The following is a 22,846-nucleotide window of genomic DNA, read 5'->3' as shown; positions in this document are numbered from 1 at the left end:
ATCGTCCGTTCCCCTCTCCGTATCAAGGACTTGCCACTATCGATACTGCAAGCTGCTCCCATCTAATATGTTCCCTCAACCTGCGATTCACATCTTCCAAGGTGATGGATTCATAAGCCGAGAGCATATTGAAAAAATCGCCGCCCCTGAACTTTAGACGCGTAAATTCATGGGCAATGTTTTCCGGCGAGTTGAGCATGCGCAAGTATCCGCCCATCTTTTTTTTGCGGGCGCGCTCAAAGTTCGTCTGATCAAACCCCGTTTGCAAAAGCGCATCAACTTCCTCGCGTACACGGCTGAGCAGCCGCTCCGGATCCTTCGTATCTCCGCCTGCCGCAGAAAAAGCATACTGAGATGAACTGTTATATTCGTATCCGAAACTGTCCGAGATCAAATCCTCGTCATACAGCTTCTGGTACAAGGAAGTGCTTGCGCCAAACAGCAGGTCCAGCATCAATTTCGTCGTAAGATCGCGTTTGTGGAGCTCTTCTCCCGTCAACCCAACATCCGTTTCCTTGAACCCGAACAAACATTTGGGCAGGGAAACCGCCAACTTCTCTACTCTTTTCTTCTCCCCTACCTCTTCAGGCTCCTGCTCGAAAAAACGATTGATCCGGCCCTGGAACTTGAAATTTTTGCCGGCCTGGTTCGAACGCACCCGTTCCATCACTTCCTCCGGATCCACGCCGCCAACCACAAAAAGCAGCATATTGCTGGGATGGTAAAAAGCATTATAACACGTGTACAGCGTTTCTTTCGTGATCGTGCTGATCGATTCCACCGTTCCGGCAATGTCGATGCGAATCGGATGTTTTTGATACATCGCTTCAATCAGGCCATAATAAGCCCGCCAGTCCGGATTATCGGCATACATGTCGATTTCCTGTCCGATGATGCCTTTTTCCTTCTCCACGTTTTGATCCGTGAAATACGGATTTTGCACAAAATCGACTAATGTTTGTATATTTTCACTTACGTGCTCTGTCGCCGAAAACAGGTACACCGTCTGATCAAAACTTGTAAATGCATTGGCGGATGCTCCGTTGGACGCAAATGTTGCAAAAATGTCGCCCGTAGGCTCTTCGAACATTTTGTGTTCCAGAAAATGGGCGATGCCATCGGGAACCTTTACCTCGTCCTGGCCTTCCACCTGAAAATGATTGTCGACCGATCCGTACTTGGTCGCGAAGGTTGCAAAGGTTTTCTGGAATCCCGGCTTTGGCAGAACATAAACCTGCAGCCCGTTATCCATCACTTCATGGTACAGTGTTTCCTGCAAATCATCGTATTGAATGCGTTCCACCGTTATTCCCCCTTCTGATCGCGCAAAAAATAGATCGTATCCAACCGGAACTGACTCGCCGCCTCTTGAACCTGATCTTTGCCGACCTGTTCGACCTGTTCCAGCAGCTCTTCGGCGGTCCGGTCCGTTCCCGACAACTGACCATTGAAATCATAAGCAATCAGCTCAAACGCAGAATCCTGCATCTCTTTGACCAGATTGCGGATCATCGCTTTGGTCTGGGACATTTCCAGATCGCTGAGCGTTCCGTTTTTCATCTCTTCAAGCTGTTGTTTGATAATCGCAACGGCCTTTTCGTAGTTTGGAATTTCGATCCCGGATTGGATCGTTGCGATGCCTTTATGCCCGTCGTAACGCGATGAGGCGTAATATGCAAGGCTTTCCTTTTCCCTTACGTTGACAAACAGCTTGGAATGAGGGTACCCTCCCAAGATTCCGTTATACATTAGCGCTGCGGCATACCGTGAATCTCCATAGGTAATGGATGTGCGAAGACCCATATTCAGCTTCCCCTGGCCCACGTCCATCCGCTCCACGACCGTGTTCACTGCCCTATCCCCCAAAACGGCCGGTTTAGGATGATACCCTTCGGTGCCGATACGATCGACATCAAAGTAGCGCTGAACCAGGTTCTCCACTTCCTCCAGCGTGGTATCTCCGACCACGTACAGATCGATGACGGACCGATTCAGCCAATCCCGGTATGCCGAGGTCAATGAAGGAGCATCAATGCCTGCAAGCTCCTTGCGTTGGCCCAGCGCATGCAGTCGATACGGCTCATCCTTGCACATTTCTTCGATGCAGCGCTCGGCCGCATACCGCATCTTGTCGTTCACCACGGATTCCAGCTGCTTAAGCACGGTTTCACGCTCTGCTTCGACGTAGGCCGTGCGGAAGTGTCCATTTTCCTGAGCAGGACGGGTCAGCACTTCGCCTAAAAAGGCAAAGGACCGTTCCAACAATTTCTCGTCCCCGCCGACAAAAGCATCGTTGATGGTGTCCATTCGAAATTGCACGATCTGGTAATCTCCGCGTTTATAGATGTCAAAACCAAACCCGGCACCATACAGATGCTCCAACTGCTCGCGGAATTGCGTTGTTTCCGGATATGATTCGGTGCCGCGGCGCAATACAAACGGCGTTACCGCCACAGAGGTCACCGTGCTTTCTTGTAAAGGAACCCCTGCGTACAACGAAATGGCATATGTTTTAAATCGTTTGGTCGGAAGAACATGAATGCGAAACTGCTTCCGGTTTCCTCGTTCAAAGGCGGATGTATTCAACGTTCATAACCCCTTTACGGCATCATTTGTAAGGCAAAACAATGTTCCAGACAAGGCGTAACAACCATTTTAACCCATGCAAAAGACAAGAAGCAACCGAAGTCACGCCTTCTGGTTGCTTCTCCCGGCATCACATGCAAAAGATGTGTTGGCCGATGGTTTTGACCTGAGGACGGCTCCATATCCACTTGGACGTTGCCGTCTTTGGATTAAAGTAATACAGGCATCCGCCGGATGGATCCCAACCGTTTATCGCCTGCTCAACCGCTTTGCGGGCCTGGGCGTTCGGTTCGAGATAGATCTGGCCATCCGCCACTGCCGTGAATGCGCCAGGCTGGAAGATCACGCCGGAAGGCGTATTCGGGAAGCTTGGGGATTTGACCCGATTCAAAATGACCGCCGCCACTGCCACCTGTCCTTCGAAAGGTTCGCCTCGCGCCTCGCCGTACACGGCGTTCGCCATGATTTTGATTTCATTCTCCGACAAACCCATGGAATTGGCAGACCCCATGTTGTCCTGATCATTGTCATTCGCGGCACCGTTGTTGCCCCCGGCTTCGCTTCCTGCCCCACCCTTATGCAAAGGCGGTTCGGTTGGAGCCCAGTTTTTGGTGGCATTGTACAACTTCAGCTTGGTTTTGGCCCCGACGACGCCATCGGCCTTCATGCCGAACTCGGACTGGAACCATTTGACCGAATTCAGCGTTTTGCTGCCGAAATTGCTGTCAATTTTACCATTGTAGAAACCCAGGTACTTCAGTCTGCCCTGAAGTTCGTATACATCCTGTCCGTAGCTTCCATACTTCACCGTATTGCTGCTGAAGGTAGGCATTGCCTGTTCTTCCACTTGAGGCGTACTTTGATTCGAGGCCTGAGGCTTGGGATCGTGTGGAACCAAAAATCGGATTCCCAATGCGGACAACAGCAAAATAGCAGTGAAAAGCCATATGTTCATTTTTCGCATCAACTGTGCTCTACCTTTCTCTTGTGGGATTAACAGAATCGCTAACGTTATTATGACAAAGCCGCCTGTTTCCTATGCACCAAATCATCCGATCCTTGGACAGGATGGCAATGCGGGAAAACCAAAAAAGCCGCCAACCCTTAGGTTAACGGCTTCTTGTTTCCCGCGGCATCGCGGTCGATCCATCAAGAACTCATTTTATTCTGCTGATATTGTTCCAGCGAAATCAATACTTCGCGAGGTTTGCTTCCTTCGTACGGCCCGATGACGCCGCGAGCCTCCATTGAATCGATCAATCTCGCGGCACGGGTGTAACCGATACGCATCCGGCGCTGCAGCAACGATACCGATGCCTGCTTCGCCTCCAGAATGATCTGTACGGCTTGTTCGTACAGCTCGTCGAGCACCTCTTCATCCGCCTGGCCGGATTCTTCGACCTCAGGCACAAGGGATTCATCATACTGGGCTTCGCCCTGGCCGCGCACATAATTCACGATGTTTTCGACTTCCTCATCGCTCATGAACGCGCCCTGAACCCGGACCGGTTTCGAAGCGCCCATCGGCATGAACAGCATGTCCCCCCGACCCAGCAATTTCTCGGCCCCGCCCATATCGAGAATGGTGCGGGAATCCACCTGAGAAGATACGCCGAAGGCGATACGGGACGGAATGTTCGCTTTGATCACGCCGGTGATGACGTCTACCGAAGGCCGCTGCGTTGCAATAATTAAATGTATGCCCGCCGCCCGCGCCATCTGCGCCAGCCTTGCGATCGCATCCTCGACGTCGCCGGCAGCGACCATCATGAGGTCTGCCAACTCGTCGACGATTACGACGATATACGGCAAGATGGCCGCAGGGTTGTCTTTCATCAGGTTATTATACCCTTCTACGTTGCGCGTGCCCGATTTGGAGAACAGTTCGTACCTTTTCTCCATTTCCACCACGATTTTTTTGAGGGCGAGCGAAGCGCGTTTGGGATCGGTAACGACGGGTGCCATCAAATGCGGAATCCCATTGTATACATTTAGCTCGACCATTTTGGGGTCAACCATCAGAAACTTCACTTCATCAGGTTTCGCTTTGTACAAAATACTCGTGATGATACCGTTAATACATACAGATTTACCTGAGCCTGTTGCACCGGCTACCAGCAAATGGGGCATTCGGGCCAAGTTGCCGATGATCGTTTGCCCCGAAATATCCCGCCCAAAAGCGATCGTAACCTTGGATTCAGCTTCCTGGAAAACGGACGTCTCCATCACTTCTCGCATCGTTACGAGCGATACCTCTCCATTCGGCACCTCAATACCGATGGCTGATTTGCCGGGGATCGGCGCCTCCATACGGATGTCCTTTGCGGCAAGGGCAAGTGCGATATCATCCGTCAGACTGACGATTCTGCTGACTTTGACACCGATGTCAGGCTGAATCTCATACCTTGTTACTGCCGGCCCTCTGACCACTTCAAGCACCTTCGCGCGAACGCCAAAGCTTTCCAACGTCGCTTCCAGCTTGCGGGCTGTCTGCATGTAATCCTTCTGATCCTTGCCTTTTCCGCCGTTATTTGGCTTGGCGAGCAAACGGAACGGAGGCAGCTTGTACGGCTTCGGCGGAGGCGGAGGTGGCTGGACAGGCTGTGCTTCCTGAACGCCTTCTACCGCGCTCCCAGGAGGCGCAGGAGCACCATCAGCAGAAACACCGTTGTCATCCTGCAATGGAATCGATTCATTCCCTACATTTTCGGGACCAGACCACTCCAGAGACTCCTCAAGTTCGTCCCTGATGGTTAGCGGAGGTTCATTCTCTTCCATTTCGGGCTCCTTCAAGTCCTGAGGGAACGGATAGACCTCATCAAGATCATCCGACTTGTTATGTTCAGATCGAACGTGTTCGAAGAAGTCTCGAATAATGGGTGCGGAATTGGCTTTGGACGGAATTGCGGCCGCACCGTCCAGCGATCGTCGCTCGCTGGACGTCGGCATCTTCTGGCTGTTCCATGTTTCGTCCAGATCATCATCGTTCGCACGGTACAAGACCTGCTCCATCGCGCTTTCCTCGTGCTCCTCTTCACGATCCTGCTTGGCAGTTTCGCGTTCCGCTCCCCATTTCCCAAACAATTGGAAGAAAACAGGTGCCTTCCGTTTGGGGAGCGTCTCTTCTTCCTCGAAGTCGTCATCCTCGTCATCATACGGATCGGCAGGAACCGGGACTGCCTTTCGGGCAACGCTTTTCTTTTTGACCGAGGACGCCGAGGACGCCCGCTCCGACATTCGGGCCTGGACCCTTTTGTACACGGCAGAACCGGCGTCCCACACCTTGGTCCTGAAGATCCGAACCAAGTCCACGTAAGATAGGCTCGTAATGAGCATAAAACTGATCACAAACATCACGATCATGATCAACCGTGCTCCAAGACTGCCGAACAACCATAAAAATACGGCAAACTGTGCAGCCCCGACATAACCGCCGCTGATATCCTTGTTAAGCATGGAGTCTTTGCCCTCCGGGGCGGGTTGCAGCAGTTCGGTTTGCATATCGTTATGTACCTGCGTCAACACCGCACCGGGTTCAAGCGCACCGATGGGAATTAACTTCTGATGCATGGCGGAAACGGTGCTCATCAGTGTAAGCGCAAAAACAAGCAGGACAAGTCCTGTCTTGCGTGTAGTCCACCCGTTAGGCCATTTCCGGTGAATCATCACCATAAGACCGTAGTAAATACCGATCAGCGGGATAACAAAATAAAATTTTCCAAGCATCAGCCCAAACATTTTGGATAACGAACGCCCCACCGTTGCTTCACCGGATAACGCGATAACGGATAACGTAATCAGCACGATGCCATAAATTTCATATTTGAGAACGCCGCTAAACGCAGCAGCCTTTTTTTTCTTCTTTTTTCTTCTGGCCAAATTCAGGTCACCCCCAGAAGAATATTATACCATAAAAACGTCCCCGTACATATGTTCTTTCTTTGCTCAATTTGTAAAAATCCCGTCGTTTATGCCGTTCCTCCAACATGCGGAATGCGAATAACCGATCCTGGCAAATGGCCAGGCTCCAGATACGCTTCCAAAGGGCAATCAAGCAGCCTGACGATGACTGCCTCGTTTCCGGAAGTGGGCCTGACTTGCATCAGTATCCCGTTAATTCTGACATCCTGCGTCCCTTCGTCTTCTTTCCACATCCCTGACCAAATTTGCTCGGGAGGCATAACCGTATACAACGTCATTGGGTGTACCCTCCTGCCTGAATTTCCTGTTTTCGCTCTCCCATCAACTGATTCAGTTTGGCGATGGCTTGACCGATGCCGCCCACTGCGTCCATCAGCCCGTATTTGACGGCATCCGAACTGCCGACTGCCGTACCGATATCCCGGTTCAACTCTCCGGTCTTGAACATAAGCTCCTTGAACACTTTCTCGGAGATGTTGGAATGAGTGGTCACGAAGCGTACGACGCGTTCCTGCATTTTTTCCATGTACTCAAAGGTTTGCGGAACTCCAATCACCAGGCCGTTCATGCGAATCGGATGAATGGTCATCGTTGCGCTGCCGGCAATGAGCGAATACGAAGAAGCTACGGCAATCGGTACCCCGATGCTGTGGCCGCCGCCGATGACCACGGTAACGGTTGGTTTGCTCAAGGAAGCGATCATTTCGGCAATGGCCAGTCCAGCCTCGACATCGCCACCCACGGTGTTCAAAATGATAAGAATTCCCTCGATTTTGGCGTTCTGCTCGGCCGCGACCAACTGCGGAATGATATGCTCGTACTTTGTCGTTTTGTTCTGGGGCGGCAAAATCAAGTGTCCCTCTACCTGACCGATGATCGTCATGCAATAAATGTTGGATTCGCCCGCAGGAGATTGGGTTTGTCCGAATTGCTGAATATTTTCCGTGACCGGAGCCATTCCCTTTTCTTCCTGCCCGGGATGTTCTCCCGGTTGTTCGGATTTCGATAACATTCTGTCTTGTTCAATATGATCCACTTCAAGCATGCTCCCTTCCCCGCAAACAATTTTTTTTACCTTAGTATGGGGATTTTTCCAAGAGACTTATACACGAAAGCTTCAGCATTTTGCGACCAGAGCGAATTATTATCCCGAAAATGCAGAAAAAGCCCCTTTTTTACGAGGAACCGTCCAATATTACTCGTAAAAAAGAGGCGACTGTGTGCCTGAATCTATGTGATATTTATTTTGGTTATACTTCCATGATGATCGGCAGGATCATCGGTCTGCGACGGGTTTGCTCGTAGAGGAAACGTCCCAGCGCATCTTTTACGTTCGTTTTGAGCGAAGCCCACTCGTTTACATTTTCGCTCATCAGCTTCTGCAGCGTGCTGCTTACGATGCGGTTGGCCTCATCGAGCAATCCTTCGGATTCGCGCACGTACACGAAACCACGCGAGATAATGTCCGGGCCGGACACGATTTTGCCATCCTGTTTGCTGAGCGTAACCACGACGACCAGAATGCCGTCTTGGGACAACAATTTGCGATCACGCAGTACGATATTGCCGACATCGCCAACACCCAGGCCGTCGATCAACACGTTGCCTGAAGTGACTTTGCCCGCTTTGCGCGCTGCGCCGCCCTGAATTTCCACGACTTCACCGATATCCGTAATAAAGATGTTGTCCGGATCGATCCCGACCGATTCGGCCAGAACCGCGTGGCGACGCTGCATGCGGAATTCGCCGTGAATCGGGATGAAAAATTTCGGCTTCATCAGATTCAGCATCAATTTCAGTTCTTCCTGGCTGCCGTGGCCGGACACGTGTACGCCGCTGTTTGCACCGCTGTAGAACACGTGCGCGCCGAGACGGAACAGCTCGTCAATCGTGCGGCCAACATACTTTTCATTGCCCGGTACCGGAGTCGCCGCAATGATTACGGTATCTCCAGGCAGAATATCCACTTTGCGGTGGGTTGAGCGAGCCATGCGAGTTAAAGCGGACATCGGTTCGCCCTGACTTCCCGTGCACAGGATAACGACGCGATCCGCTGCCATCTTACCTACTTCTTCCGGCTCGATGATCATGCCATCCGGAATTTCGAGATATCCCAATTCGGAAGCGATGCCCACCACGTTGACCATGCTGCGTCCAATGACAGCCACTTTGCGCCCAGTTACCACGGCAGCGTTAATCACTTGCTGAATCCGATGCACGTTCGATGCAAAGGTTGCTACAACGACACGCTGTGTCGCTTTGCGGAAAATGTCCTCCAAAACGATGCCCACGTTTTTCTCCGAAGGCGTAAATCCTGGCTTCTCTGCATTGGTGCTGTCGGACAAAAGAGCGAGTACACCATTGGCACCGATTTGAGCCATACGCTGGAGATCTGCATATTGACCATTGACTGGTGTATGGTCAAACTTGAAGTCACCCGTATGGACCACTGCACCTTCCGGTGTATCGATACATACCCCGACCGAGTCCGGAATACTATGGTTAGTAGCAAAAAACGTAGCTCTCAGCGTATTGCCCAGTTGAAGTTCGGAATCCACGTTGATCAGAATTCGCTTCGTTTCGCCGAGCAGATTCGCTTCTTTCAACTTGTTCTCGACAAGTCCAAGCGTCAATTTTGTTCCGTATACCGGAACGTTGAGATGTTTCAGAACGTATGGCAGACCGCCGATGTGGTCTTCGTGTCCGTGGGTCAAAATGATGCCTCTTACTTTATCGCGATTTTCAGTCAAGTAAGAAATGTCAGGAATGACAATGTCGATGCCCAACATGTCTTCTTCCGGAAACTTGAGTCCAGCGTCTACGACGACAATATCGTTCGCGTATTGGACAACATACATGTTCTTACCAATCTCACCTACGCCGCCCAGTGCAAAAATCATCAGTTTATCGTTATTATTTTTTTTAGACAAATGAATCTGAACCTCCTATGGTAGTTGGACGTCGTACCTTATTATTTTTGTATTTTAAGTTAAAAAAGCAGTCCATACACCACGTATCTATGATTAGATACGAATGTGAAAGAATACCTTTATTCACGATATTTGGAAGAAGTTCTTCGAAGTTACTCCCCTTCACCAACGAGTTGGATTTGAAATGATTCCTTCTTAGCCGACCCTTCCCTTTTCACAGCAAGCCACATCATTAAACGATGTCGCTTTCAATTTCAAAAAAATACCGCACCCAGTCACTTGACATCATTATACATGATCAAAAACTAAAAAAACAAGTCACTCTGTGAGCAACCTGTTCTTTTGCTGACCGGCAAGCCACTCTTGCTGGGCCTTGTCCCATAAAAAAAACCGTGCTTCCCGAAGAAAGACGGTTCCTTCTTTATCCATTTATAATGAATGATGCCTGCACCTGTCTTTGACTAGCTCAAACCACGTTTCACCCGAATAGGCCGCGAATAAATTGCTCTTCCTGCTCCGTTGGAGGCACTAGCGGCAACCGTACCGACCCTACGTTCAACCCTTGCAGAGTCAGCGCATATTTGACGGCCACCGGATTCGGCAGCGGCTGAGGACACTCGAACAGCCCCTTGAAAATGGGGAACATTTCCTGATGCAGCTGCGCCGCTTCTTGCGGCAATCCTTGGACAAACGCTTCGATCATACGTTTCATTTTGAAACCGACCACGTGGCTTGCTACACTGACGATCCCGTGTGCGCCAACGGACATGGCCGGCAGCCCGGACGCGTCGTCTCCGGTGTACACCCTGAAATGTTCAGGCGCGCCGGCAGCAATCAACGTGACATGTTCCAGTGAAGCACATTCCTTGGTTGCCACGATGTTGGAAATTTGGGCAAGACGCAGTGTCGTTGCCGCCGACAACCCCGCCACCGTACGACTAGGCACGTTATACAACATAACGGGCAAAGCAGTCGATTTGGCAATGGCTTCGAAGTGTCTGTACATGCCTTCCTGACTCGGTTTGTTGTAATACGGAACCACGAGAAGCACACCGTCAACCCCGACACGTTCCGCTTCCTTGGTCAGATGGATGGAGTGCGAAGTATTGTTGCTGCCCGTACCTGCGATGATTTTGCATCGTCCTGCCGCATGCTTCACCGCAAATTCGAACAATTGTACCTTCTCTTCATCACTTAGTGTGGGAGATTCTCCCGTCGTCCCGGATATGACCAGCGCATCGGACTTTTGCTCCTTGATCAGATAGTCGATCAGCCGCGCCGTTTCCTCCCAATGAATTTCTCCTTGCTCGTTGAACGGAGTTACCATTGCTGTAATCAATCTTCCAAAGTCCAATTCGATTCCTCCTCAGAACAATCTGGCTCCGCCTGCTTCAAGTCTGATATTACAAATGGAGCTCGAACGAAGCATGCAGCGCCCGCAGAGCCTGGACCATGTCTTCTTTTTTGACAAGCACCCAAATGGTGGTGTTCGAATCCGCCGATTGCAGAATTTGAATATCCGCCAGCGTCAGGGATTCCACGATTCTTGCCATAATGCCAGGCACGCCGTTAATGCCCCCGCCGATGACGGACACTTTGGCACACCCTGACAAGCTTTGGGGTTTCAGTCCGATCTCTTGGAGCACGCGAATCGCTTTCTCGGAGTCGCTGTCAAATACCGTATAGACCACGCCTGTTGGGGTAACATTGATGAAATCAACGCTGATGGCGTTGTCTGCCATCGTTTTGAACACTTTCAGCTGAAGGCGATTGGCGTCGCTAGGCACGTCCACGGTAATTTGCGTTACGTTGCTTACGTAGGCAATCCCGGTAACGTACCGGTCCACTACGCCTGTTTGCACGTCCTGAAACCCTTCCGGATGCGTCACAAGCGTGCCTTCAGTATCCGCAAAGGTAGAACGGACCCTTACGGGGATTTGGGCTTGCATTGCAATTTCGACCGCCCGCGGATGAATGACTTTGGCTCCGTGATGCGCCATGTTGCAAATTTCGGCATAACTTACGACCGTAAGCGGGCGTGCATCTTCCACGATGCGGGGGTCCGCGGTCAAAATGCCATTAACATCGGTGTAAATATCCACGATCTCGGCATGAAGGGCTGCCCCCAATGCCGTTGCAGAGGTATCGCTTCCTCCGCGTCCAAGCGTGGTAAAGTCCCCTTGCTCGGTCTGGCCCTGAAATCCGGTAACGATGACGACCTGCCCTTTTTCGAGCAGTTCCAGTACACGAACAGGACGGACATCCAAAATCCGGGCATTCCCGAAATTGTCGTCCGTCACGAAACCAGCCTGCGCACCCGTCAGCACCGTATTTGCAATTCCTTCATTCTCGAGCAAGCTGCTCAGCGTGGTTGCCGATATAATTTCACCGCAGCACAGCAGTAAATCCTTCTCGCGCGGGGATAGTCCGTTTCCATTCTGGGCTGCCCAGTCCAGCAATGTGTCCGTCGCATAGGGCTCCCCACGGCGTCCCATCGCAGAGACGACCACAACAAGGCCGTAACCTGCCTCAAGCTCACGTTTAACATGACGGAGCACGTGCTCTCTTGCCTGAACGGTCGAAAGCGACGTGCCGCCGAATTTTTGTACCATGATGCGCATCTTTATTCCTCCATTTGTGTACGCAAGAAGACTGACACGTGCCGGATGAACAAATGGATCTATAAGGGGCGCTCCGATGTGAAAATCTAGTCTTTGTACGACATTACCTACGGCTGCCCGACTTCGGACCATCGAAGATCATCCAAATGAAGCAGCAGTTTGTTGCCCGGATTGCAACGTACACGCTGCGTGAACGCATGATCGTTGACTCATCCGGCTTTCGCTTCAGGCATCCTATGCCCGCATGTCATCCTCAAACATCAAGCAGATGCCAACATCGGGAGGAACGTCCCCCATGATTCTATTGTTTCTCAGACCATTTATCGTTGCTTCAAGCGTATGACCATTAATCCTTTAGCCGTTCCCATATCGCAAAGACATTCCTTCAAATGCGTTGATGCATGAATTTGCGTTCTTTAAGCACGCTTTTCACCCTACGCCTTTGCGGAGCGTTCCACGATCATAGGCTGCAGCTGCCTGCCCTCAAGTGCACTCCAGCAGGCTTCCGGTATCAATTCCATTTTGGCCACGAGCGAATTCGGTTTTCTCACCGGATCATCCTGCCCGAACGGCACGAAGTACATATGTTTGGCCACGAGCAGTTTGGCAATGTTCGCGGCGTTCAGTCCAAGACCATCGTTCGTCGAAATCGCCAGCACGACCGGACGCTGATTACGCATCTGCGCCTTGGCTGCCATCAGTACGGGACTGTCGGTCATCGCATTGGCCAGCTTGCTGGTTGTGTTGCCCGTACATGGGGCGATGACAAGTACATCAAGCAGTTTGGACGGTCCTAATGGCTCCGCCTCGACAATCGAGGAAATGATATCATTTCCGGTAATGTCCTTCAACTGTTTGTGCCAATTTTGAGCCGTGCCAAAGCGCGTGTCCGTCGTCAATACCGAATTCGATATGATCGGGACCACATTCGCCCCTTCCGCTACAAACCGGCTGATCACCGGCATGACCTCTTCAAATGTACAATGAGAACCCGTAATTGCATAACCCACCGTTTTTCCCTGCCAGTTCATCGTTCAACCTCCCGTGCGTTTTGTTCTTCCAAAAGCAAACGGATCAACGCGTCGGCAATAATGCCGCCAGCCGTTTTGGGAGCAACAATGCCGGGGAGACCTGGCGCCAGCAGCGCCTTGATGCCGCGTTTTTCAGCAAATCGGAAATCACAGCCGCCAGGGGCGGATGCAAGATCGATAATCACTGCTTTTTGCGGCATTCTAGACAGGATTTGTGCTGTGATAATCATAGTCGGTATCGTATTAAAAAGCAAGTCGACTTCCCCCGTTTGAGCGGCCAAATCCGTTGTCAAAAAAGGCTTCCAGCCCATGACGGCTGCACGCGCCACATCCTCCTCACGCCTCACGCCAACCCGGATATCAGCTCCGAGGCCCTGCAGCGTTTTCGCCATTGTGAATCCCGTTCGACCAAGGCCCAGCACGATGCTCTTCGAGCCGTGAATCGTAAAGTCTGTCTCCCGGATTGCCATCGCAACTGCGCCTTCAGCCGTGGGAATGGAGTTATATAGGGCAATCTCGTCACGGTCCAGCACTTCCATCAATCTTAACCCGTTCTCCCGGCACAGCTCGCGCAAATATGGCTTAGCCATGCCTGTAAACACAATGCAATGCTCGGGCAATGCAGACACATGCTCCCTTTTCAAAACAAGTGGCAGATCGCTGAACGTTGCACTTACCTTCCCTTGATCATCACAACCCACGACAGGCAAAACCAACACATCGGCCGAAGCGAATACGCTGTCCTCCAATGGCTGATGCTCAATCCCTTCGATCGGGCGCTCCAGCTTGTCGAAGCCGACCACACTGATCGTGGCATCCAGCTCCGCACATTTATGAATGACTTCAAGCTGCCGCGCATCTCCGCCCAGAACGACAATCCGGACTCCGGTCAGCATCGGAACGTCACTCCTTTCACCACGCTATATGCCATATCGTATGCAATCGCCCACAACGTGGTGAAAGCAATGCATAAAAAGGCTTTGCACTTCCCAGAGCCACCTGAAATGGAAAGTGCACGCCCGTGATGCGTGCGCTGCGTCCGAAAGAACAAAAAAAGCCGTCCCCGGAGAAGGACGGCATGTCTAATTTAGGTTTATTTTCCGGTATGTCCAAACCCGCCAGCACCCCGAACGGTTTCAGACAATTCGCTAACCTCGGTCAACTGTACGTCAGGCACGGTCTGGAATACGATCTGAGCGATGCGCTCCCCGCGTACGATCGTGAAAGGCTCCTGTCCAAGATTGATCAACAGCACTTTGACTTCCCCGCGATAGTCCGCATCGATGGTACCCGGCGTATTCAGGCATGTGATGCCATGTTTGAAAGCAAGGCCGCTGCGCGGACGCACCTGGGCTTCAAGCCCGGCCGGCATGGCCATGGCAAGTCCTGTCGGGATCAGTGCGCGTTCGCCCGGCTGCAGGACGAGCTCCTCCTGCAAAGCAGCGACAACGTCAAAGCCGGAGGCCAGCTCCGACATTTTTTGCGGCAGCTTGATATCCTCATTGCCCGGAAGTTTTTGAATTTGAACGTAGTGCAACGAAATCATCCCTTCTTAATCCAGCGATGGAGCGATCGGAGGCACCGACCATGGCGAGCGCGAAAGGCTCGGCGAACATCAGGTCCAGCACGGCATCGATATCGTCCATCGTTACTTGTTCTATTTTGGCGATCATTTCATCCAACGTATGGTGACGCCCAAGCATCAGCTCGTTTTTGCCAAGCCGATTCATGCGGCTGCCCGTGCTCTCCAAACTTAGGATCAGGCTGCCTTTCAGCTGCTCCTTGCCTTTGCGAAGTTCATCGTCGGACAGTCCGTTGACGGCAAGATCACGCAGCACTTCTTTGGTAAGATCAAGCACTTCCTTCGTCTGTTTTGGCGCGGTTCCTGCATATATGGTAAACAGACCGCTGTCTGCATGGGAGCTGTGGTAGGAATATACGGAATACGCAAGCCCGCGCTTTTCCCGGATTTCCTGAAACAGTCTCGAGCTCATGCCGCCGCCGATGGCATTGTTCAACACAACCATGGCAAATTGCAGCGGATCTCCGATTTTGCAACCCGGGAACGAAATGCAGATATGGTTCTGCTCGGTTTTCTTCTTATGGAAGAGTTGACCGCTCTGGAATTTGGGCAGTTCGACTTCATCCGTTTTTCCATGAAGGTCAAACGCCCCAAAGTGTTTTTCCATCAAATCGATGACGCTGTCGTCAATGTTGCCCGCAATGCTGATCACCGTATTTTCAATGGTATAATGTTCGTTCATGTACGCCCGCAGATGGCTCGAATCCATCGCTTTAAGCCGCTCTTCCGTTCCCAGGATCGGATAAGCCAGCGGGTGTTCTCCATATGCAGCTTGGGCCATAAGGTCATGGACCATGTCATCCGGCGTATCTTCGTACATCGAGATTTCTTCCAGAATGACGTTTTTTTCCTTCAACAACTCTTCATCGTCGAATTTGGACCGAAAGAACATATCGGACAGCACATCTACGGCAATCGGCAAATGCTCATCCAATACTTTTGCGTAGTAACAAGTGTATTCTTTGGAAGTAAAAGCATTCACGTTGCCGCCAATGGCGTCGAATTGCTCCGCGATCGCTTTGGCATCAAAACGATCGGTGCCTTTAAACAGCATATGCTCGATAAAGTGGGACACCCCGTTGCTTTCAGACCGCTCGTTTCGCGAGCCGGTTTTGACCCATATTCCGAATGATACGGAACGACAGGTCGGAATTTGTTCCAGCACTACTCTGAGGCCATTGCCCAGCTGAATTTTTTTCACGGTTGGCCCTCCTACATCTCTATAATTGCCATGATCCCGAAAAACGCATCTATCGAAATCGACATTTGGTTCCAACTGTTTGATATTAACAAAAAATCATCGTTCACTCAACCGACGCCTTCGCCACCCGGTTTGAGGACAACGTCTCACTGACCGTTCCAAGCGTAAGTCCCTTGGCGCGGATGGAGTCAATCATGCCCTTCAGTGCTCCGGAAGCAGACGCTGTCGGGTGCATCAAAATCAATGTTCCTGCCTCCACCTTTTGCGAAATTTTATGAACAACGGCATCCGGACTTGGTTTGCGCCAGTCCACCGTATCCAGCGTCCACAACACGGTTTTAAGCCCCATGCTGGAAGCGATCTCGACTGTCTTTTGGTTGAAATCCCCGGACGGTGGAGCAAACCATTGGTTGTCCACACCCAGCGTTTGCTTCAGGAGTTCTTCCGTTTTCGCGATTTCCTGTCTCGCCCGCTCCGCGCTCAATCGGCTCATGTCTGGATGCGAATACGCATGGTTGGACATTTCATGTCCCCGTTTCTGAATTTCCTTGGCCAGCTCCGCGTTTTTGCTTAGCCAACTACCGTCCAGAAAAAAGGTCGCCTTCACCTTTTCGGCATCCAGCGTGTCCAGCATCGGTTTGATGTATTCGTTTCCCCAGGCTACGTTGATCATAAATGAAACCATTGGCTTCTCGGGGTTCCCACGATAAATCGGGTGTGCTCCCAAGTCTTCAAGCCCGATTTCGGGTTTGGTCTCACGGTACACATACGAAAGCTTCGTATTCAGTGAGCCTCCAAGGGCTTTGCGGTAAGTGGCCTCCACATCGATTTCCAAACCATTATAACCTGGAATGGCCTTCCAGACCCGATCAACCCTGGCATTGATGGGGGCAACCTTTGTCTCTTCCGCCTTTTTCCGAATGGCTTCCAGCAGCGCGTCCTCTCCAGTAGCTTCTTTAAACATGTCGAACGCATTTTGGGTGCCTGGGCCCTCCCGTATCTCCGAAATGTATGTACGAACACCATCCGCTTGTCCGGCCAGCACGACCACTGCCAAACCTGCCAGGACAGCAGCCAGTTTTTTCGTTTGTTTTTTCACAGCTCATCCTCCCGCCGTCTTTGTCCACATCATATGAGGACAAGGGACGGAATATGAATGATCCCGAGAGTAAAATCGGATGAAAAATACGTCTCCTTATGTGCGAACATGGAGAACGAATGCTTTGGACATATAAAAAAAGAGCCAGAAATACAGCTTCTGCCTCTTCAACTTCTTTACATGTATTCGATTGGCTGACGTTTAGGATTGAGCAGGAGCTTCCGCAGTCAGCACAGCTTTGCGAGACAAGTTGATCCGGCCTTGTTGATCGATTTCCGTGACCTTGACGGTAATGGAATCGCCAACGGCAACGACATCCTCCACTTTGCCAACGCGCTCGGTCGACAATTGCGAGATATGTACGAGACCCTCCTTGTTCGGAAGCACTTCGACGAATGCGCCAAACTTCTCAACGCGCTTCACTTTGCCGACATAAATCTCTCCGACAACAACCTCGCGTACGATCCCTTCGATAATGGATCTGGCTTTTTCGTTCATCTCCTGGTTGGAAGATGCGATAAAGACGCGTCCATCTTGCTCGATATCAATTTTCACGCCGGTCTCTTCGATGATTTTATTGATGATTTTACCGCCAGCACCAATAACGTCACGAATTTTGTCAGGATTGATATGCATCGTCAAAATTTTCGGAGCATACTGCGACAGATTCTCGCGCGGAGCCTGAATGACTTCATTCATTTTGCCGAGGATGTGCATGCGGCCTTCTTTAGCCTGTGCAAGCGCCTCGGACAAAATTTTACGGTCGATTCCGTCGATTTTGATATCCATCTGAATTGCGGTTACGCCTTCTGCCGTTCCCGCCACTTTGAAGTCCATGTCTCCCAGGTGATCCTCCATGCCTTGAATGTCACTAAGGATGGATACATGTTCTCCATCTTTGATCAATCCCATCGCAATTCCGGCTACCGGGGCTTTAATCGGCACGCCTGCATCCATCATCGCGAGTGTACTTGCACAAATACTTGCTTGTGATGTGGAGCCATTGGATTCCAGCACCTCGGATACGAGACGGATCGTATACGGGAATTCCGTTTCCGAAGGAATGACTTTGGCCAACGCACGTTCACCGAGCGCACCATGTCCGATTTCGCGACGGCCTGGAGCACGCAGCGGACGAGCTTCACCGACGCTGAACGGAGGGAAATTGTAATGATGCATGAATCGTTTGGATTCTTCCAGACTGATGCCGTCCAGAATCTGAACATCCCCCAATGCGCCAAGCGTACATACGCTGAGAGCTTGTGTTTGTCCACGCGTAAACAGACCGGAGCCGTGCGTGCGTGGCAGCAGCGAGGTGTCGCATTCGATCGGGCGAATTTCAGCCAATCCTCGGCCGTCCGGACGGACTTTGTCATGCGTAATCAGACGACGCACTTCCTCCTTGACGATGTCATGCAGGACCTCTTTCACATCTTTGAGCAATTCCGGAGTTTCCAAATATTTTTCCTCGAAATGAGCGACGGTCTCATCGTTGATGGCATCAATCGCATCCTGACGAGCGTGCTTCTCGGCAATTTTGACGGCTTCCACCAAGCGGCCTGCCGCAAATTCACGCACTTCTTGGTTTACGTTTTCGTTAACCGCGTGCAGTTTTACGGCCATCTTCTCTTTGCCGGCAATCTCTACCAGCTCTTCGATGACAGTCACGATCTTTCTGATCTCTTCATGACCGAACATGATCGCTTCAAGCATAATGTCTTCCGGAACCTCATTGGCTTCGGCTTCAACCATCATAATTGCATCGCGGGTACCTGCAACAACCAACTCGATGTCGCTGACTTCAAGCTGTGCAATCGTCGGGTTAACCACAAACTCCCCGTTGATGCGTCCCACTTTTACGCCGCCGATCGGACCGCTGAACGGAACATCCGAAATGCTCAGAGCTGCGGAAGTACCGATCATGGCAGCGATCTGAGGTTCGCAATCCTGATCCACGCTCATCACCAGATTCAAGACTTGTACATCATTGCGGAAACCTTCCGGGAACAATGGGCGAATCGGACGGTCTGTCAGACGGCTGGCCAAAATCGCCTTTTCGCTCGGTCTTCCTTCCCGTTTGATGAATCCACCCGGAATTTTACCTACGGCATACAATCTTTCTTCATAGTTAACTGTCAGCGGGAAGAAGTCCAGATCTTTAGGCTCGCTGGAAGCCGTTACGGTACACAGTACAACGGTATCGCCGTAAGTCACTTTAACAGCGGCATTGGCCTGTTTCGCCAAACGGCCTGTTTCAAGCACAAGCTTTCTGCCGCCAAGCTGCATTTCAACATGTTTTTCCATGAAATCCCTCCTTGTTTAAATCAATCTTACATCAATGGATTCTGCATTCTCACAGTATTTCCTGCATGCTCTAATATACTCTCATGCAAAACAAAAGCTCCTTGCGGAGCGTTCATTTACAAATATATGGCACCGCGTTCATCTACAAAACAACCCGGCTGTGGGCCCGCTTGTCCTTTCAGACAAAAGAACGGCGGATAACAGCCAGGTTGGTTTTGAAGACATGTACGATAATTAACGACGCAATCCGAGTTTTTCGATCAGTGCGCTGTAACGTTTAACATCTTTGTTTTTCACGTAAGCCAAAAGCTTACGACGTTGACCTACCATTTTCAAAAGGCCACGACGGGAGTGGTGGTCTTTCTTATGCGTACGCAAGTGGTCTGTCAAACTTCTGATGTTTTCCGTAAGGATAGCAACTTGCACTTCAGGAGATCCTGTATCGGACTCATGAGTTTTGTGCTCGTCGATCAGTTGTTGTTTGCGTTCTTGAGTCAATGCCATCCTATTCACCTCCTTCATAATAATCGCCATTAGCCTCGTTACCGCCGGTGAGAGCAAGCAACCAAGCCAAGGTTAATGTCGCCCCGAAGGACAACGTAGTACATTATATCATAGTTGCCCAATAAAAGTAAATGTAAACATCCATTTTATTATGCAATGGTTAACCGAGCAGCCTTGCGGCAGTCAATGCATCCTCGCGAATCTGGGCAATGAGTGCATCAATGGATGCAAACTTGCGTTCCGGACGGATGTAATGAACCAGCTCTACCTTCAATTCCTCATCATACAGCTGCCCCTCGAAATCGAGCAGATGCACTTCAAAGGTCGGTTTCATGCCCTGCTCATGAAACGTCGGTTTCACGCCAAGGTTCATGACCCCGCGCAGCTCCTGTCCCCGATACTCCACTCGCACGGCATAAACGCCGGTAGCCGGTGCAACGTAACGGTCCGTGAGCTCAAGATTGGCGGTAGGGAAGCCAATGGTTCGCCCTCTTTTCTCCCCATGCACCACGGTGCCGCGTATGCTGTACGGCCTTCCAAGCCAGCGACTCGCCTCGTCCATTTCGCCCCGCTGGAGCAGCCCCCGGATGAGCGAGCTGCTGACCTTCTTGCCGCCTAACAGAAACGGCGGCACCGTCTCAACGCTCATTTGCTCGCCCCCCAGTGCTCGAAGCAGCGCTTCGTCCCCTGCTCCCTTGTGGCCGAAACGGAAATCGAATCCGACGACCGCAGTTCGCGTTTGCAATGGAAGCAGCAGATCCTGCACAAACTGGTCTGGCGACAAGTGGGAGAATTGTTCGTTGAACTCAACGACGTAGAGCACATCCACTCCCATCGCTGAAAGGATGTCTTCTTTATCTTTCAGAGGAGTCAAATATCCCTCATAGTCCCCTTTGCGCATGACTTCTTTCGGGTGTGGGTGAAAAGTCATGACGGCCGCTTGCGTGCCGGTTTCACGCGCAATGCGCACAGCCGATAAAATGACGCTGGCATGCCCGAGATGCAGTCCGTCAAATTGGCCGATGGCCAGCACCTGCGGCTGGGGATGCAATTCTTCGGACGATAACGTCCGCGGATACGATAGCATTACCGTTTTCACAATCATTCACCTGCAATTCGCTTGATAGACAGAGCTTAGCATCACCGCGGCCTAAACTCAAGTTTTCCTTATTCCGGCAAAAAAACTTTAACCGCCTTCACCGTCGGTTTGGCTTCATCCCGTTCGAAAATACCATAAAATGTGCCGTCCTGCGCATACAAACGCAGAAGTCCGGGTTTCTCCGCGGGAGGATCGAGCAGCTTTGCCGATAGCTTTTGCCCCTGAAGGGCTCCTTTGGCCTGCGCATCGCCAACCGTATGGGCAGGCAAGTAGGCAATAGCTTCATCCACTGGAATCAGCGCATCGGCCAACGTTCCGTCCGCCATACGCCGCTCCACGTCTTCGATATGCAAGCAACGGTCTGCCGGAATGCCTGCAGATATCGTACGTTCCAGCTTCACCATCGTGGAAGGATATCCTAGCGCCTTGCCAATGTCGACGCACAACGTCCGTATGTAGGTGCCCTTGGAACATAGCGCGCGGAAGGATATGTCCGTCACATCTTCTCTGACGTCCATGCCCGTCAGCTCCAATTCATGAATAGTCACTTCGCGGCTTTTGCGTTCCACGGTTTTTCCTTCACGGGCAAGCTCGTACAACCGTTTGCCATCGACCTTCACCGCGGAAAACATGGGTGGAACCTGGGAGATCGTACCCAGAAACTGCTGCAATACCTGCAAAACTTGCGCCTCTGCCACACGAACCGGTTCATCTGCCCGCTGGGTAACTTCACCTGTCATATCTTCTGTATCGGTGGACAATCCAAGTCTCAACGTTGCCAGATACTCCTTCGGAAGTTCCTGCATGTACTCCACAACTCTTGTTGCTCGTCCAAGACACAAAGGGAGTACCCCCGTGACTTGAGGGTCCAACGTTCCTGTATGTCCGATCCGTTTCATCTTCAAGATTCGCCGCATTTTGGCAACGACATCATGGGACGTGAATCCTGCCGGCTTATACACCGGCAAAATCCCTTCAAACGGTTTTACCATCATACATTCACCTGCTTCAATACACGGTCTACGATATCATCCAAGCTTCCTTCCAGCCGGCAACCGGCAGCGAGCACATGCCCGCCTCCGCCGAAGGTTTGCGCAAGTGCAGCGACGTTGACCTTGCCTGCAGAACGAAGAGAGACTTTGACGGCCTGGTCATGAATGACTTTGAAAAAAATACCGACTTCAACCCCTTCAATATTGCGGGGATAGTTGACGATCCCTTCCAAATCTTCATTCGCCGCGCCGCAAGCCACCATGTCCTCGGGAGTGATCACTACCCAGGCAATTTTGCCATCGTCGGTCATCTTCAGACTGGAAAGCGCTTTGTTCAGGATACGCACCTGCGGGAGAGTAACCTGCTCCAACAGGATTTGGGCCAGCATCGGCCCATCCACGCCATACTCCAGCAATTTGGAGGCGGTTGTCATCACATTAGGACTTGTGTTGGCATACCGAAATCCACCCGTATCCGTTAACAGTCCTGTATAAATAGCCGTAGCCGCAGCCTTGTCCATCTGGATCGGAAACTGTCCGACAAAATCGAATAAAATTTCAGCCGTCGCTGCTGCATCCGGTTTAATGATGTTCACCGTGCCGTAACCGTCATTGGTCGGATGATGGTCGATATTCAAAATGAGGGCATCTTCTTCAAAATATTGCTTCGTTAAGCCCACTCTTGCAAAATCTGCACAATCCACGCAAATGACTGCTTTGTACTTCCGCTGCGGCGGCTGTTCGGTCATGTTCACGATGCGGTCCGCATTCCACAAAAAGCGCATGCGCTGCGGAATCTCGCCTTCGTTCATCATCGTGAAAGTTTTCCCCAGACATGACAGCAGCCAGCCCACCGTTACCGTAGAGCTGACTGCGTCACCGTCCGGCTGTACATGCGACACGACCAGGTAATCGTCATGCTCCAGCAGAAATTGCTTTCCGTCCTGAAGCGCCTGTTCATAAGTGTGCATAGCCG

19 protein-coding genes are annotated in these 22,846 nt (G+C 51.3%); all 19 read right to left on the bottom strand.

Annotated features, from left to right (window positions below):
- Positions 1 to 22: 22 nt before the first annotated feature.
- The 19 genes from yfmH to SNR34_RS11030 all read right to left on the bottom strand — a co-directional run bounded on the left by yfmH (position 23) and on the right by SNR34_RS11030 (position 22,841).
- A complete protein-coding gene (gene yfmH / locus SNR34_RS11120; protein WP_343259511.1) occupies positions 23 to 1,303 on the bottom strand; it encodes an EF-P 5-aminopentanol modification-associated protein YfmH in 1,281 nt (426 codons plus the stop codon).
- 2 nt (positions 1,304 to 1,305) lie between these two features.
- On the bottom strand, positions 1,306 to 2,586 hold the full coding sequence (gene yfmF, locus SNR34_RS11115; protein WP_236417150.1) for an EF-P 5-aminopentanol modification-associated protein YfmF: 1,281 nt from the start codon (positions 2,584 to 2,586) through the stop codon (positions 1,306 to 1,308).
- A 130-nt stretch (positions 2,587 to 2,716) separates the two neighbouring features.
- On the bottom strand, positions 2,717 to 3,550 hold the full coding sequence (gene sleB / locus SNR34_RS11110; RefSeq protein ID WP_236417149.1) for a spore cortex-lytic enzyme: 834 nt from the start codon (positions 3,548 to 3,550) through the stop codon (positions 2,717 to 2,719).
- 185 nt (positions 3,551 to 3,735) lie between these two features.
- Positions 3,736 to 6,465 carry an FtsK/SpoIIIE family DNA translocase gene (locus tag SNR34_RS11105; RefSeq protein WP_486181884.1) on the bottom strand — a complete coding sequence of 910 codons (2,730 nt, stop codon included), beginning with the start codon at positions 6,463 to 6,465 and terminating at the stop codon, positions 3,736 to 3,738.
- Between the two features lie 89 nt (positions 6,466 to 6,554).
- Positions 6,555 to 6,785 (bottom strand): YlzJ-like family protein, encoded by a 231-nt coding sequence (locus SNR34_RS11100; protein WP_486181883.1) that lies wholly within the window; start codon positions 6,783 to 6,785, stop codon positions 6,555 to 6,557.
- Positions 6,782 to 7,519: a ClpP family protease gene (locus SNR34_RS11095; RefSeq protein WP_290371462.1), complete on the bottom strand. Its 738-nt coding sequence runs from the start codon at positions 7,517 to 7,519 to the stop codon at positions 6,782 to 6,784. The genes SNR34_RS11100 and SNR34_RS11095 overlap by 4 nt, the downstream gene beginning before the upstream one ends.
- 238 nt (positions 7,520 to 7,757) lie before the next feature.
- A complete protein-coding gene (locus SNR34_RS11090) occupies positions 7,758 to 9,437 on the bottom strand; it encodes a ribonuclease J (protein ID WP_236417146.1) in 1,680 nt (559 codons plus the stop codon).
- A 478-nt stretch (positions 9,438 to 9,915) separates the two neighbouring features.
- Positions 9,916 to 10,791, bottom strand: coding sequence for a 4-hydroxy-tetrahydrodipicolinate synthase (gene dapA / locus SNR34_RS11085; RefSeq protein ID WP_339277500.1), 876 nt, complete (start codon positions 10,789 to 10,791; stop codon positions 9,916 to 9,918).
- Positions 10,792 to 10,840: 49 nt separating this feature from the next.
- The gene (dapG, locus tag SNR34_RS11080) at positions 10,841 to 12,058 is read right to left on the bottom strand and encodes an aspartate kinase (protein WP_236417144.1); all 1,218 of its coding nucleotides are present in this window, start codon (positions 12,056 to 12,058) and stop codon (positions 10,841 to 10,843) included.
- A gap of 434 nt (positions 12,059 to 12,492) precedes the next feature.
- Positions 12,493 to 13,089: a dipicolinate synthase subunit B gene (locus tag SNR34_RS11075; protein WP_236417143.1), complete on the bottom strand. Its 597-nt coding sequence runs from the start codon at positions 13,087 to 13,089 to the stop codon at positions 12,493 to 12,495.
- Positions 13,086 to 13,985 carry a dipicolinate synthase subunit DpsA gene (dpsA, locus tag SNR34_RS11070; protein WP_236417142.1) on the bottom strand — a complete coding sequence of 300 codons (900 nt, stop codon included), beginning with the start codon at positions 13,983 to 13,985 and terminating at the stop codon, positions 13,086 to 13,088. Before dpsA ends, SNR34_RS11075 begins: the two co-directional genes overlap by 4 nt.
- Positions 13,986 to 14,182: 197 nt before the next feature.
- Positions 14,183 to 14,635, bottom strand: a complete 453-nt coding sequence (gene dut, locus SNR34_RS11065; protein WP_236417141.1) for a dUTP diphosphatase — start codon at positions 14,633 to 14,635, stop codon at positions 14,183 to 14,185.
- Positions 14,589 to 15,872, bottom strand: coding sequence for a M16 family metallopeptidase (locus SNR34_RS11060; RefSeq protein WP_236417140.1), 1,284 nt, complete (start codon positions 15,870 to 15,872; stop codon positions 14,589 to 14,591). Before SNR34_RS11060 ends, dut begins: the two co-directional genes overlap by 47 nt.
- Positions 15,873 to 15,975: 103 nt before the next feature.
- Positions 15,976 to 16,971, bottom strand: coding sequence for a polysaccharide deacetylase family protein (locus SNR34_RS11055; RefSeq protein ID WP_339277496.1), 996 nt, complete (start codon positions 16,969 to 16,971; stop codon positions 15,976 to 15,978).
- Positions 16,972 to 17,172: 201 nt separating this feature from the next.
- The gene (pnp, locus tag SNR34_RS11050) at positions 17,173 to 19,275 is read right to left on the bottom strand and encodes a polyribonucleotide nucleotidyltransferase (protein ID WP_236417138.1); all 2,103 of its coding nucleotides are present in this window, start codon (positions 19,273 to 19,275) and stop codon (positions 17,173 to 17,175) included.
- A 234-nt stretch (positions 19,276 to 19,509) separates the two neighbouring features.
- Positions 19,510 to 19,779, bottom strand: coding sequence for a 30S ribosomal protein S15 (gene rpsO / locus SNR34_RS11045; RefSeq protein ID WP_056700672.1), 270 nt, complete (start codon positions 19,777 to 19,779; stop codon positions 19,510 to 19,512).
- 160 nt (positions 19,780 to 19,939) lie between these two features.
- On the bottom strand, positions 19,940 to 20,878 hold the full coding sequence (locus SNR34_RS11040) for a bifunctional riboflavin kinase/FAD synthetase (protein ID WP_486181882.1): 939 nt from the start codon (positions 20,876 to 20,878) through the stop codon (positions 19,940 to 19,942).
- Positions 20,879 to 20,946: 68 nt separating this feature from the next.
- A complete protein-coding gene (gene truB, locus SNR34_RS11035) occupies positions 20,947 to 21,870 on the bottom strand; it encodes a tRNA pseudouridine(55) synthase TruB (RefSeq protein ID WP_343260056.1) in 924 nt (307 codons plus the stop codon).
- Complete coding sequence (locus SNR34_RS11030) at positions 21,870 to 22,841, bottom strand: DHH family phosphoesterase (protein ID WP_236417136.1); 972 nt, start codon at positions 22,839 to 22,841, stop codon at positions 21,870 to 21,872. Before SNR34_RS11030 ends, truB begins: the two co-directional genes overlap by 1 nt.
- Between the last annotated feature and the right edge of the window lie 5 nt (positions 22,842 to 22,846).

The organism is Paenibacillus sp. XP01 (genome assembly GCF_057364885.1).
The sequence above is the reverse complement of the archived record's forward strand: the minus strand, read 5'-3'. Positions and strand labels throughout refer to the sequence as shown.